A 13,611-nucleotide genomic window follows, 5' to 3' on the forward strand; every position below is an offset into this window, starting at 1 on the left:
CCACGTGTCTTCGCCTTCGCGAATAGAGCTCCCGGGCCAGCGACCGGCCCCGGAACCGCCCGAGCCACCCACCGCGCCGCGCCGAAAGCGCCGCTACACGGTCCTCGCGGCGACGGCCGCGGCGGCCGTGACGCACCTCCTCTGGTTCTTCTTCTTCGCGAACAGCGGCGGCGATCTGGCGGCGCAGGACGCGTGGGCGGAGTTCGTCGGACGGCACCCGGACTCGGCGTACAACCTCGCCTGGTACGGCGGGATGCACCCGGTCTCGTACAGCGTGGTGTCGCCGTACGTGATGTCGGTGCTGGGCGTCCGTACGACGATGATGATCGCCGGGACGCTGTCGGCGGCGCTGACGGCACTGATCCTGGTGCGGGTGCGGGCGGTCCGTAACCCGATGGCGTGCGCGATGGCCGGGGTCTTCGCGTTCCTGTGCAACGCGCTGTCGGGCCGGGTGACCTTCGGCCTCGGCATGATGTTCGCGCTCGGCGCGGTCGCGGCGGTCTTCTGCTGGCCGCACCGCTGGCGCTACCGCCGCTGGGCGAAGGCGGCGGTGGCGGCGCCACTGGCCGGCCTGGCGACGGCGTGCAGTCCGGTGGCGGGCCTGTTCCTGGGCGTGGCGGCGGCGGCGCTGTTCCTGAACAAGCGCCGCCCGGGCGCGTACGCGCTGGGCCTGGCCCCGGTCGTGGTCGTAGCCCTCTCCGCCTGGCTCTTCCCTTTCTCGGGCACGCAGCCGATGTCCCTGATGTCGACCTCCCTACCCTTCCTCTTCGGCGTCCTCTGCTTCGCCCTCGTCCCCCGGGACTGGCGCACGATCCGCACGGGCGCGGCGGTCTACTCGGCGGGCACGCTCCTGACCTGGCTGATCGACTCACAGATCGGCTCGAACGTCTCCCGCCTGGTGATGCTCTTCGCAGGCGTGGTCCTCCTCGCCGCACTCCCCTACACAGCCCCCCGCTCCCGCCGCTGGTACGCGATCGTCATCGCCTTCATCGGCCTGAACGCGTGGATCGGCTTCAAGGGCGTGGACGACGTGATCCGCACCGCCCCGGACGCGTCGTGGGCGCGCGAGGTGGCGCCGCTGATCAACCAGCTCCAGGTACGGGGCGCGGAGACGGCCCGCGTGGAGGTCGTCCCGGCCTCCAGCCACCGCGAGTCGTCCGCCCTGGCCCCGTACATCAACCTGGCCCGCGGCTGGAACCGCCAGGCGGACATGGAGCGCAACCCGCTCTTCTACGACGACACCCTGAACGCGGCGAACTACCAGGACTGGCTCGGCCGCTGGGCGGTCCACTACGTGGTCCTGCCGACGGGCGCCCCCGACTCGGGCGCGGAACGCGAGGCGGAGCTGGTGGACAAGGGCCTGCCCTACCTCCACCAGGTCTGGTCGGACGCGAACTGGCGCCTGTACGAGGTCACCGACCCGACCCCGCTGGCGGACCCCCCGGCCAAGGTCCAGCGCGCCGAGGCCAACGAGGTCGTCATCACCCTCGACACCCCCGGCCGCGTCCTCATCCGCGTCCCGTACTCCCCGTGGCTCGCCCTCCTGGACGCCGACGGCACCAAGATCGAACCCCCACAGGAGACGAAGGCCTCGAAGCAGGCCCGCGAATCCTCGGAGACCGACCTCCCGAAGCTCTTCGCCAACAAGGAGGGCTGCCTCCTGAAGGCGAAGCCCGACGCGGAGGGCGACGAATGGACCGAACTCCTCGCCCCGAAACCCGGCACCTACCGCCTGGGCGCCCCGTACAAACTCTTCCCCCGAGGCACCACCTGCCCGGAGGAACTCCGCTGAGACCCCGGCACACGCAAGAAGGGCACCTACGAAAATCCGTAGGTGCCCTTCTCCCTTGTGCCCCCGGCAGGATTCGTGGCAGGTCGGATCGGGCGAGTCGCCCTGTCCGGGTGCCTGAGTGGCTGGGATCGCCGTGCTGATACGGGCGACCAGTGGTTGGCTGTCAGCCCAGAGTGTCATGAGGTGTCGCATGGCCTCGATGGGCGACACCCCGGTCCCCACAGCGATCCAGAGGATCTTGGATTCAGAACGGCTCATAGGAATCTGTGCCGAGCCGACCGGATCGCCGACCCGAGTTGTAGGCCTCACGAACCACCCTGACGATTCCTTCGACGACCGTGCCGCCGGTGACCTCCTTGAAGCCTCGCCCCTTCCCAAGGAGGCTCGAAGGTCCGCCGGGTAGCTTGGACAGCTTCCGCACCAGCGCATCGGCGTCGAGGAAGGGGAACTCGTGAAGCACGGACGCTACCCCGAGGAGTACGTAGCTGTTCCCTGCGGCGGGGATGTTTCCCCATGAGTCAGTTACGACCCTGAGGGTTCGCCTGAGGAGCTGGCCCTTCTCTGTCGACTTCCCGTAGATCTTTCGTAGCGCCGCAACCGCGATGATCGCGTTGCTGGCGCCAGAATCTGAGACGACCCAGCCACTTTCCTGTGCTGTGCGCATGATGTCGAGAGACTCCGCATGCCCTGCGGTTACTTCGGCCATGAATTTGTACAGGGGTTGCACGCGTCGGTTGTCGTTCAGGCCGAGAAAGAGCTCTGCTTCCTGCTCCGTCGTTAGGCCGCGGAACACCTTCATCTCGATTCTCGAGTCGCCGTGGTCTGCGGCGATGCAAAGTGCTCCTCGATGCTGACCGTCAAGCCAGATGTACGTTCCGTCCGGTCGGGCGGATACTTGAGGAACGCCCAGGCGTCCCAGATCAAACCCCTCCCGGAGTTTTCGCATCACCCAGGAATTATCCACTGGGCGGGTGTTTACGCCTCGATCTGTCGTCACTTGGCTGGGTACGAGAAACTCGATTTCGACGGAGTGTTGGGTTCGGTTACTCATCACGCATCTTCTCCATCTTCTTTACGTAGGTGTGTGACATTCGGCGAGCGTCTTTTAGGGCTTTGAACACGTATGGGAAGTGTTCTGAGGATGCCAGGTCGTCTGTGACGACGTCAGACAATCCTTGGAGGATGCCAGTCACTACATCAGCGGTTCGGACGTAGTCGTAGTCCCGTCTTGTTGTGCGCGCCCTGGGGGCCGTGCGGCCCGGACGATCAGTGCTGATTGGGTCACTGGTTTTCGTCCCCGGTTTTCCGCTCAGGTACGGGAAGCACGATTCCAGCGTGTCTGGACAGATTCCCTGTAGAAGCAGTTGGTGCAGCTTCGCGACTACGGATGTTAGTGGGTAATGAAGGGTGGGCCTTTCAACTGCTTCCACCATGAGTTCGAGCGACTTCTGCGCTTTCCTCGTCGAGCCAGGGAGGGTCGTCTCCCTCTCTGCCTTTCGGAGGGTTGAGTGAAGTACCGTGTAGACCTTGGTCGGCAGGCCTACGGCAGCGGCGGCCGTCACCTCTCGACGGAAAACTTCCTCTGTTTCGTCAGGCAGCGGGAGTCGATGAAGGCTGAAGGCGGCCGTCACTCTTTCTGTAACGGTCATGGGGATCGAGTAGATCGGGTCAGGGTTTGTGAGGTGTCGCCGCAATTCGCGTGCACCTTCTTCGATGTCCCTGGCGAAGAACGCGTCCACGAAATGCACGTGAGCCCGTTTGCTCGCCTCGAACCTCCTGTTGCCACTCAGCAGGAAGTGGTCCTTCTCGGCGATGAGCAATGGATCCTTCAGGCCGGATTTCCTGATGGAAGAGACCAAGCCGTCCAGGTCTCGAAGTCTGCCGGTCGGAGCTGACGTGGTCTTAATGTCGGAAAGTCTGATTTTTGCCTGCTCCAACGCTTTCCTCTTCTCAGGCCGGCGGCGTCCGTTTGGCGGGGCGGATGCGCTAGGTGAGAGGGAGATTAAGCGGACTCCGTGGTGAATGTAAAAGTCACCACACGGCTGGAGTATTCGTCGTATCGCTGAGTGGTCATAAACAAGGTGGTGGTCGGCCAGTCAGTCACAGGCGAGGGCGGACATCGATCTTCCAGCAGTTCCAAGCCGCCGGCTCCACGACCTGCGCCACGGCGCGGCGACCCTCGCCCACGCGGCCGGCGCCGACCTGAAGGAGATCCAGGAGATGCTCGGCCACTCCTCGATCGCCATCACGGCGGACGCGTACACGAGCCTGCTCCCTGAAGCGGATCTCGCGATCGCCGAGGCTGCTGCCCGTCTCGTCCCGCGTGCGCGCGCCCCTCGCGACGTGCCGAATGGTGTTGATCGTTTGGGAGGAATTTAGGAGGCTGCCGCCCCGTCCGCTCACGCAGCGCTCACGCAAACGGCCTCGGACGAGACGTCCGAGGCCGAGTGAGACTCCTACCTAAGGGGGTGAACCCCAGGTCAGAGCAGTACCGCATGGTGCCCCCGGCAGGATTCGAACCTGCGACACCCGCTTTAGGAGAGCGGTGCTCTATCCCCTGAGCTACGAAGGCGGGGTTCCAACGCTCGACAGTGTAGCGGGTGGCGTTTCTCGGCGGCGGCGGGTCGACTCCTGGAGGAGGACGGCGCAGGAGTGGAGTCTGGATGGGCCGCAGGGGTGGGTCATCAGGGTGGGGCCGGCTTTGCGGACGGCTGTGAGGCGGAGGTGCTGGACTCGGAGGAAGGCGCGGAGGAAGGGGCGGTCGGGGTGGGCGGCGAGGTCGACGAGGTGGCGGGCGGCCGTCAAGGAACGCGCCGCGCGGTCCGTCTGGTCCGTGACGAGGGCCTTGAACGCTCCGGGCCTGGGCTCGGACAGGCGTCCGTTCCGTATGACCAGGCCGTACCGGTCGAGGGCCGAGGTGGGGACGCCGACTCGGCCTTCCTCGGCGTCCTCCGCGATGTCCTCCAGGAAGTCCAGGCGCTGCATCGCCGAGATGAGTGCGAGGCAGCCGTCCTCGAAGCGGGTCGACGCCGGTTCCGTGGCGGGGGACAGGAGGGACATGGACAGCATCAGGGCGGGGAGTGAGTAGCCCTCGATGTAGCGTTCCAGGTCTGTCTCCGAGGCGAATCGGTCCCAGGAGACCTCCAGTTCCGCGCCGTCGAGGAAGGCCTTGACCCGGTCCCGCAGTGCCGGATGCCGCGCCACCGCGTGCGCGAGGGTCCGGAGGACCGGCAGCGCGGGCCTTCCGCCGTCCAACGCCTCCTCCACGAGGTGCCGCCACTGCCGCAGGGCCTCCTCGCGGTCGGCGCGGGGGCCCCGGTCGATGCGGTCGTCGGTCTCGTGCATGAAGGAGACCAGCACGACGGCGTCGGGCTGGAGGCGCGCCGGCAGCAGCAGTCTCGCCGCCGCGTACTCGGCGGGTGCGAAGCGGCGTACCGCTCTTCGCTGTGCCGTGTACGCGCGACGGGTCTCCGGGGTCAGTATCCCGGCGCGGTCGAGTATGTGTCCCCACATGGTTTACGTCCCCGTGTCAGCGGTTGATCAGGACGCGGGCGGCCCGGCCGAGGAGCCGGAGGTCGGTCAGGGCGCGCGGGGGCTGTTCCATGTTGAGCACGCTCATGTAGGCGGTGTTCACCTCGGAGTCGATCACCGACGCCTCCGTGAGCCGGTCGGCGACCCACTTCTGCACACGGTAGCCGCGGGGGTAGGGGCCCGTGACATGGGGCTGGGCGAGGTCCGCGGCCGTGGAGAGCTGCCAGGCGCCCTCGACGACGGCTTCGGCGAGCCGGAAGTAGTGGAGTGCCGGCTCCCGCCACGCCGGTGCGGTGCGGAGGTGGACGGCCAGCGCGTTGGCCTCCAGCGCCGCGAGGGTCAGGCCCTGGCCGTAGACGGGGTTCACGCTGGCCAGGGCGTCGCCGACGACCACCAGGCCGCCGGGGAAGCGGCTCAGCCGGGAGTAGACCCGTCGTCGGCTCTCGACGAAGCGGTACGTCTTGACGTCGCCGGTCATCGCGCAGGTGTCGGCGACGGTCCGGAGCGGCGCGACGCATCGGCGCATGCGCCGGAGGAAGTCCTCCCGGTCGGGCCCCGGACGGTGGTCGGCGTAGCCGGCCAGGACGACCGACCAGCGGTCGCCTTCCACGGCCGCGAGGCCGCCGGGTTCCGTCACCTCGGGCCGGTAGCCGCTCGCGGGCCCGGGGCTGGAGTGCGCGATGACGGTGCTGCCCAGTTCGTCGCCGCGGCGGAACGTCGCCGTGGCGTAGCCGAGGTCGATGCGCATGCGGTCGACGGGCGCGTCGTCCCAGCCCTGCCGGGTCAGCCAGGCGCCGAGCCGGCTCGACCGGCCCGTCGCGTCGACGACGAGGTCCGCTTCGAGCGTCTCACCCGGCTGCCCGTCCCCGCCGGGAGGCGTCGTCACCACGCCCGCGACGGAGCCGTTTCGGATCACGACGTCCGTGACCTCGGCCCGGACGAAGCGGACGTGTCCGATGCCCTGGACCCGGCGACGCAGGTGGCTCTCCAGGAAGGGCCGGGTGGCCCCGAGCATGCGGGCCCCCGCCGCCGGGGCCTTGAGCTGTCCGTCCAGGTAGAACTGGATGTCGGGGCCTTCGCCGAGCTGGGCGCCGCCCTCGATCAGTTCGGCGGTGATCCCGGGGAACCAGCGTTCCAGCTGGGTGTGCCCCATGGACAGCAGGGCGTGCAGCTGTTCCCGCTGCGGCGTCCGCCGGCCGAGGCCGTCCGCGCCGATCTCGTCGGACTCCACCACCACGACGTCCTCGGCGTGGTCGCTCAGCACGCGGGCGGCGAAGAGCCCCGCGTAACTGCCGCCCATCACGATCGCTCGACTCATGTGCTCCCCCGAAGTGATGCGAAGTGATCCGGATGATCCGGATCACTGGGGCCCACTGTGCCGTACGCGGCCCGTCCCCGGCCTGTACGGGGATCGGTTCAGGTCAGTGCGTGAATCGGTTACGTCAGTACGTGAACCGGTTCAGATAATCCGCGTTCGCGATCGGCGTGGTCGTCAGGTATTCGGTCGGGAGGTCGAAGGCGGCGGCCAGGGGGGTGAGGTGGGGGGCCAGGGTGGCGAGGGTGTGGTTTGTCGTGGTGTGGAGGGAGTCGACCTGGGCGGGGGTCAGGTGGCCGGCCGCGAGGAGGTCGCCGGTGTGGGGGCGCAGTTCGTGCAGGAGGAAGAGGCGGCCCAGGTCCTCCAGGAGGGGGCGGGCGGTGGTCGCGCGGCCCGTGGCGGCGAGGAACGCGTCGGCGGCGGCCAGCCGGGCGTGGGCCGCGACCATCTCCAGGGCGGCGCCCGAGGTCTCGTTCCAGCGGCCGACGGGGTCGCCGGAGGGGCCGTTGCGCAGGGCGGTGCGGGCGCGGGTCTGCCAGATGCGTTCGACGCAGGCGTGCAGGTCGCGCAGGAAGGGCAGGTCCGTGAGGTCGTTGCGGGAGCCGTCGGGCGCGGTCGCGGGGCCCGCCTCGTGGGCGAAGACGAGTTCCGAGGCGGCCTTCTGCCAGATGACCAGGTTGTCGCCCTCGGCGGTGATGCCGCCCTCGACGTTCAGCGGCAGGTCCGCCAGGCCGTTCTCGGGGAAGAGGCCCTGCGCCCCGCAGCGCTCGCGGCTCTCGATGGTGATGTCCCGGGCCTGCCAGGTGATCCAGCCCTTGGCGACGGCGATGAGCCGCTCCGCCTCCTCGCGCTCCGCCGGGTCGGTGGGGTCGTGGGCGGCCCACCGGTCGAGGACGGCGCGGTGCAGGAAGGTCATCGCGTACGCCGTGGCCAGGGAGTGCAGCAGGCGCCCGTGGTGGCTGCGGTGGGCGGTGAGCGGGATGCGCTCGCCGGCCCGGGGCGCGGCCACCTGCCGGTGCTGCGCGTAGCGGACGGCGATGGCGAGCGAGGCGCGGGCCATGCCCAGCGTGCCGGCGCTCATGCACAGCTTGCCGACGGTGACCCGGCCGACCGAGCGCAGGAACCGCTTGCGCCGGTTGCCGAGGCTGCTGCCGAACCGCCCGTCCTTGTCGAAGCGGCCGTGCGCCGCCTCCAGCATCGCCTCGCGGGGGAGCCGGACCCGGTCGAAGGAGGTCAGGCAGTGGTCGACGGGGGTGCCGGTGCGGTCGGGCAGCCGGCGCACGCGTATGCCCGGCAGATGCCCGTGCTCGTCGCTGAGCGGGGTGAGGAAGAGGAAGACGCCCTGGTCCTCGCCGTCCACGAGCAGCCGGGCGGAGACCAGGGCGCTCTTCGGGCCGCCGGTGAGGCTCGTGTTGGGCATGAACTTCTGCGCCCCGGGGTGCGGGGTGTGCAGCTCGAAGTCGCCGGTCTCCCGGTCCAGCACGGCCACCGTCTCCAGCGCGGCGACGTCGTTGCCGTGGGCGAGCTCGGTGCACAGGAACGTTCCGGTGTGTTCCATCGTCGTGTACGCGGTGAGGTCGCGCCGGTAGCCGTCGTGGTCGAGCAGGCTGCCGAGGAACAGGTTGTAGTGGATGCTGGCGAGCGTGCACAGGCCGCCGTCGACGAAGCCGGTCCACTCGTGGAGGGCGGCGAGCCGGTGGGCGTCGTAGCTGAGCACCTCGGCGCCGGTTCCGGCCACGGTGTCGTTCACCAGGCGCAGCCGCTCGTAGGAGAGGGCCGTGCGCTCGGCCGGGGTGAGGCCGGGGCGATGGGCGAAGGCCTCGCCCGCGACCAGCAGGCGCCAGTCGGCGTGGATCCGCTCGCGGTCGTCCGCGTCGAAGAGGAGACGGGTCAGTTCGCCGGTCGTCGTGCCGTTCTCCTCGGCCCCACGTACGGCTTCCACGGGCTCGGGGGCTGCGGTGTCTTCTCTGAGCGGCGTCTCCGCGTGGAGCGGCGTCTCCGCGTGCTGGAGCATCGACTCGTCCCCCGAAGAGAGTGACCCGGTAAGGATGGTGGTGACCTGCCCCAATAAAGATACGGATCCACCGGTTTTGTTTCAATATCCTTGTCAAACCGGTTGGATGGTTTTATTCTCGAAATGTGGACGTGTGAAGAATCCGGTCTCGCCCGGCCTCACCCTACTGCCGGCGGGAGTTCGTGCGGACCGGTCGCCGACTCATCACTCCATGTGAGCCGTTGGAATACCAGCCTCCCGGCCTCGCAGGCCGCGGGGTACGGAGGGATGTAGTGGCACAGCAAGAACGGGCCATCCGCACGCGCCAGAAGATCGTGCTCGCGGCGGCCGAACTGTTCGACGAGGTCGGCTATGAGGCGGCGACGATCTCCGAGGTCCTCAAGAAGTGCGGCGTGACCAAGGGCGCCCTGTACTTCCACTTCGCCTCCAAGGAAGAGCTCGCCCAGGAGGTGCTGGCCGGGCAGGTCGCCGCCCTCCCTCCCGTGCCCGAGCGTGAACTCCTGTTGCAGCAGATCACGGACGAGGCGCTGGTCCTCGCCCATCTGCTGCACGTCGGCGACCCCATGGTGCGCGGCAGCGTGCGCCTCACCGTCGACCAGGGCTCGCCCCACGACGGGCTCGACCGCCGGGTCCCCATGCAGGGGTGGATCGACCACAACGTCGACCTGCTCAGCCGCGCCAAGGAGGCCGGCGAGCTGCTCCCGCACGTGGACATCCCCTCCGCGGCCGCCCTGTTCACCGGCAGTTTCACCGGAGTCCAGGTGCTGTCCAAGATCATGACCGGGCACGGGGACATCGTCGAGCGGGAGGCGGACCTCATGCGGACGCTGCTGAGCGCCATCGCCGTCCCCGGTGTGCTCGTCCGCCTCGACTTCAGCCCCTCCCGTGCCGAGCAGTCGTACGAGGAGGCGGTACGGCTGCGCGACGGCGGCGCCGCCGTCACGATCACCGGCGGCTGACGGAAGCCGGAGGGCCCGGAGGGCCGGAAGCGGGCGTTCTCCTCGGTCGCGTGCGGTGGGGGCGCGGAATCAAGGTTGAACCGAATGGAGCGCACACACATGGACACCCGTACCGGCATGGCCACCTGCCCGTATGCCCCCGATGCCCCCGAGGCCGCAGAGGCCTCCCTGGCCTCCCAGGTCTCCCAGGCCTCCCTGGCCTCGCGCGTCGCCCTGGCCCCCCACCCCCTCGACGTCACCGGGCAGGACCTCGCGGGTGAGGCCGCCGCGCTCCGCGCGCAAGGGCCCGCCGTCCCGATCGAACTGCCCGGCGGCGTACGCGCCTGGGCCGTCGTCGGGCAGGAGCACGTCGAACGGCTGCTGCTCGACCCCCGGGTCTCCAAGGACGCCCGCCGGCACTGGCCCGCCTTCGTCGAGGGCCGCATCACCCCCGAGTGGCCGCTCTACCCCTGGGTCGCCAACGAGAACATGCTCTTCTCGTACGGGGCCGAGCACGCCCGCCTGCGCCGCCTGGTCGCCGCCGCGTTCACCGCCCGCAGGACCGCCGCGCTCAAGCCCCGTATCGAGGAGATAGCGGCCTCGCTGCTCGACCCGCTCGCCGCGACGCTCGACGCCGGCGACACCGCCGAACTCCGCACCGCCTACGCCGAGTCGCTCCCCCTCCAGGTCATCTGCGAGCTCTTCGGCGTCGCCGAGGGGGCTGCCCGCGACGAACTCACCGCGGCCCTGCGCACGGTGTTCAGCTCCAGCGTCTCCGCCGCCACCATGGAGGCCGCCCGCGGCACCGCCTTCCGGCAGCTCGCCGGGCTCGTCGCCGAACGGCGCCGGGCGCCCGGCGACGACCTCACCTCCTCCCTCATCGCCGCCCGCGACGGCGCCGACGCGCTCACCGAGAACGAACTCCTCGGCTCCCTCTTCCTGTTGATCGCCGCAGGCCAGGACACCACCGCCGCGCTCATCGTCAACGCCGCCGCCGCCCTGCTCGCCCACCCCGAGCAGCTCGGCCACGTGCGCGCCGGCCGGGCCTCCTGGGAGGACGTGGTCGCCGAGACCCTCCGTACGCACAGCCCCGCCGCCTACTCGCCGATGCGCTTCGCCGTCGAGGACATCGAGCTCGACGGCGTACGGATCGCCCAGGGCGACCCGATCCTCGTCAACTTCGCGGCCGGGGGCCTCGATCGGAGCCGGTACGGGGCCGACGCCGCCCGCTTCGACCTGCTCCGCACCGACCGGGACACGCTCGGTTTCGGCCACGGTGTGCACCGCTGCCTCGGCGCCCCGCTCGCGGTCCTGGAGGCGTCCGTCGCGCTCTCCGCGCTCTTCGACCGCTTCCCCCGCCTGGAACTCGGCTGCTCCGCGACCGCGTTGGCGCCGATGCCGACCTTCCTCCTCAACGGGTACGGGGCGTTGCCCGTACGACTGGCCGTCTAGCCGGTCCCGGACGGTCCTGGCCGGTCCTGGCGGGGCGGTCCGCCTCTCTTTCGCTCCCACTGAAAACCGCAGGGCCGGTTTGTTAAAGTGCTCGGAAGAGTGACACGTGTTGGCACGCCCGCGACGGAGCGGCGGTAGCGACGGAGGCCCCTTGGCCAAGCAGGAGCGGGCGATCCGGACCCGCAACGCGCTCATCGAGTCGGCCGCCGCGCTCTTCGACCGGGACGGCTTCGAGGTCGCCTCGCTCGCGACCATCAGCGCCCGCGCCGGAGTCAGCAGCGGTGCGCTGCACTTCCACTTCCAGAGCAAGGCGGCGCTCGCCGACGCGGTCGTCGGCGCGGCGGGGGAGCGGCTCGTCCGGATCACCCGCGACCGCGAGGCCCTGTCGCTCCAGATCCTCATCGACGCCAGCCATGAACTGGTGCAGGGGCTGCGGGCCGACGCGGTGCTGCGCGCGGGCTTCGACCTGAGCGCGGGTTCCGAGCGGCGGCCGCGGGCGGCCCAGGACCTGCGGCGGCTCTGGCGCGACTGGGTCGAGTCGACCGTGGCCCGGGCCGAGCGCGAGGGGCTGCTCGCCCCGGACGCGGCGGCCCGCGACGTCGCCGCGGCGGTGGTGGCCGTGGCCGCCGGGCACGAGGTCCTTGGCCACCAGGACCCCTGCTGGCTGGAGCGCGCGCCGCTGACCCGCTTCTGGTCCTTCCTGCTGCCCCGGGTGGTCGGCACCGCCCGCGTCGGCCTCTTCGTCGCCTCGGGCGACCCGGCGGCTGAGCCCGCGACGGCGGGGTAGACCGGCTGCTCTTGACGCTGCGGAGGGGCGGGCATAGCGTCGGCGGCCGGCGGGCTGAGCGAGCGCTTAGGAGTGGCAGTCGTGGTCGAACCGCACAACGACCCGCGGAGGGACCGGGAGGCGGACCCGCGTACGGGAACACCCCGCCTCCTCACCGCCCCCGGCGCCCCCTTCGCCGTCGAGGACGGCGTCTACGTCGGCGGGCCCCGGACCCTGCGGGAGTTCGTCGAGGCCACCTGGGGGTACGGCGACCGGCCCTTCCTCGTCGCCGACGACCGGGTGCTGAGCTACCGGGAGTTCTTCGACGCCGCCTGCGGGCTCGCCCGCCGGCTCGTGGACGTCCACGGGCTGCGCCCCGGCGACCGGGCCGTCGTCGCGATGCGCAACCACCCCGAGTGGCAGATCGCCTTCTGGGCCGCGCAGCTCGCCGGGCTCGTCGCCGTACCGCTCAACGCGTGGTGGACGGAGGGCGAGTTCACGTACGCGCTCGACGACTGCGCGCCCCGCGTCCTGCTCGTGGACGGCGAGCGGGTCCCGCGCGTCGCCGCCTGGGCCCGGGCCCGCTCCGTACCCGGCATCGTCTTCCACGGGGAGCCGGACTGCGGGCCGCCCGAGGGCTTCGAGGCGTACGTCCCCGATCTCGACCCGGTCCTCGGGCCCCCGGTCGTGGACGTGCTGCCCGAGCAGGACGCCACCGTCCTCTACACCTCCGGCACCACCGGCCGCCCCAAGGGAGCCGTCGCCACCCATCTCGCCCAGGCGGGTGCGGCGATGAACCCGCGCTACCACGCGGCCGCCTCCGCGCTCGGCCGCGGCCTGATGCCGGGGGCCGGGCCGGCGCCGGTCTCGCTGATCACCTTCCCCTTCTTCCACGTCGCCGCGTTCACCTCCTTCTATTCGGTGATGGCGGCCGGCGGCACGCTCGTCATGATGCGCAAGTGGGACGCGGAACGGGCCCTGGAGCTGATCCGCGCCCACGGCGTCACCCACTACGCGGGCGTCCCCACCACCGCGCTCCAGCTGCTCGACGCCGCCGGGCGCGCCGGGGACCCGATGGCGTCGCTCACCATGCTCAACACCGGGGGAGCGGCGGCCCCGCCCGGGATCGCCGGGCTGATCGCGGCGCGTTACGGGGAGCGCGTCGAGCCCCGCAACGGCTACGGCCTCACCGAGACCTGCGGCGGGGTGCTGGCCAACTTCGGCGCCGAGTACCGGGCCCATCCCGAGAGCGTCGGGCGGCCCACCCCCGCCACCGAGGTGCGCGTGGAGAGCCCGGACGCCGACGGCGTCGGCGAGCTGTGGCTGCGCGGCCAGTCGCTGATCCGCGGCTACTGGGGCGACGAGGAGGCGACCCGGGCCGCGTTCACCCCGGACGGCTGGTTCCGCACCGGCGACCTGGCGCACGTCAGGGACGGGCGGGTCACGATCGTCGACCGGATCAAGGACATGGTGATCCGGGGCGGCGAGAACGTGTACTGCGTCGAGGTCGAGGGCGTCCTCCAGGACCACCCGGACGTCGTCGAGGCCGCCGTCGTCGGCGTCCCACACTCCACCCTCGGCGAGGAGGTCGCCGCCGTGGTCCGCCTCCGCGCGGGCGCGACGCCGGACCCCGCCCGGCTGCGGGCCCATGTCGGGGCACGGCTCGCGGCGTTCAAGGTCCCGGCGCACGTCTTCGTACGGGAGGCGGAGCTGCCCCGCAACGAGACGGGCAAGGTCCTGAAGCGCCGCCTGCGGGAGGAGCTGGGGGAGGAGCTCGGGGAGGGGATCCTCCCGGGGTGACCC

General features: G+C 70.5%; 11 protein-coding genes and 1 tRNA gene. 6 read left to right on the plus strand and 6 right to left on the minus strand.

Features of this window, described 5'->3' with window-relative positions:
• Positions 1–4: 4 nt before the first annotated feature.
• Complete coding sequence (locus tag ABTZ54_RS25110) at positions 5–1,792, plus strand: DUF8823 domain-containing protein (RefSeq protein WP_502997308.1); 1,788 nt, start codon at positions 5–7, stop codon at positions 1,790–1,792.
• Between the two features lie 244 nt (positions 1,793–2,036).
• Here the strand turns inward: ABTZ54_RS25110 and ABTZ54_RS25115 are convergent, their stop codons facing one another.
• Both ABTZ54_RS25115 and ABTZ54_RS25120 read right to left on the minus strand, forming a co-directional pair.
• On the minus strand, positions 2,037–2,843 hold the full coding sequence (locus tag ABTZ54_RS25115; protein ID WP_351667112.1) for a DUF6551 family protein: 807 nt from the start codon (positions 2,841–2,843) through the stop codon (positions 2,037–2,039).
• Complete coding sequence (locus tag ABTZ54_RS25120) at positions 2,836–3,729, minus strand: ParB/RepB/Spo0J family partition protein (protein WP_351667114.1); 894 nt, start codon at positions 3,727–3,729, stop codon at positions 2,836–2,838. Before ABTZ54_RS25120 ends, ABTZ54_RS25115 begins: the two co-directional genes overlap by 8 nt.
• A gap of 181 nt (positions 3,730–3,910) precedes the next feature.
• Here ABTZ54_RS25120 and ABTZ54_RS25125 point away from each other — a divergent pair, with 181 nt between their 5' ends.
• On the plus strand, positions 3,911–4,171 hold the full coding sequence (locus ABTZ54_RS25125; RefSeq protein ID WP_351667172.1) for a tyrosine-type recombinase/integrase: 261 nt from the start codon (positions 3,911–3,913) through the stop codon (positions 4,169–4,171).
• A 117-nt stretch (positions 4,172–4,288) separates the two neighbouring features.
• Here ABTZ54_RS25125 and ABTZ54_RS25130 read toward each other — a convergent pair.
• From ABTZ54_RS25130 to ABTZ54_RS25145, 4 genes are all read right to left on the minus strand, one after another.
• Positions 4,289–4,364 (minus strand) — tRNA-Arg (locus ABTZ54_RS25130).
• Entirely contained in the window at positions 4,355–5,305 is a 951-nt protein-coding gene (locus tag ABTZ54_RS25135) for a squalene/phytoene synthase family protein (RefSeq protein WP_351667116.1), read from the minus strand. The genes ABTZ54_RS25130 and ABTZ54_RS25135 overlap by 10 nt, the downstream gene beginning before the upstream one ends.
• Positions 5,306–5,321: 16 nt before the next feature.
• On the minus strand, positions 5,322–6,641 hold the full coding sequence (locus ABTZ54_RS25140; protein ID WP_351667118.1) for an NAD(P)/FAD-dependent oxidoreductase: 1,320 nt from the start codon (positions 6,639–6,641) through the stop codon (positions 5,322–5,324).
• Between the two features lie 124 nt (positions 6,642–6,765).
• Positions 6,766–8,652 (minus strand): acyl-CoA dehydrogenase family protein, encoded by a 1,887-nt coding sequence (locus ABTZ54_RS25145; protein WP_351667120.1) that lies wholly within the window; start codon positions 8,650–8,652, stop codon positions 6,766–6,768.
• Between the two features lie 272 nt (positions 8,653–8,924).
• Between ABTZ54_RS25145 and ABTZ54_RS25150 the strand changes: the two genes are divergently transcribed.
• The 4 genes from ABTZ54_RS25150 (at position 8,925) to ABTZ54_RS25165 (ending at position 13,608) form a co-directional block, all read left to right on the plus strand.
• Entirely contained in the window at positions 8,925–9,611 is a 687-nt protein-coding gene (locus ABTZ54_RS25150; protein ID WP_351667122.1) for a ScbR family autoregulator-binding transcription factor, read from the plus strand.
• Positions 9,612–9,695: 84 nt separating this feature from the next.
• Positions 9,696–11,042 (plus strand): cytochrome P450 family protein, encoded by a 1,347-nt coding sequence (locus ABTZ54_RS25155; protein WP_351667124.1) that lies wholly within the window; start codon positions 9,696–9,698, stop codon positions 11,040–11,042.
• 151 nt (positions 11,043–11,193) lie between these two features.
• Complete coding sequence (locus ABTZ54_RS25160) at positions 11,194–11,829, plus strand: ScbR family autoregulator-binding transcription factor (RefSeq protein ID WP_351667126.1); 636 nt, start codon at positions 11,194–11,196, stop codon at positions 11,827–11,829.
• An 81-nt stretch (positions 11,830–11,910) separates the two neighbouring features.
• Positions 11,911–13,608: a class I adenylate-forming enzyme family protein gene (locus tag ABTZ54_RS25165; protein WP_351667128.1), complete on the plus strand. Its 1,698-nt coding sequence runs from the start codon at positions 11,911–11,913 to the stop codon at positions 13,606–13,608.
• Positions 13,609–13,611 lie beyond the last annotated feature (3 nt).

The organism is Streptomyces sp. NPDC094032 (genome assembly GCF_040303965.1).
In the GTDB taxonomy this organism is placed as follows: domain Bacteria; phylum Actinomycetota; class Actinomycetes; order Streptomycetales; family Streptomycetaceae; genus Streptomyces.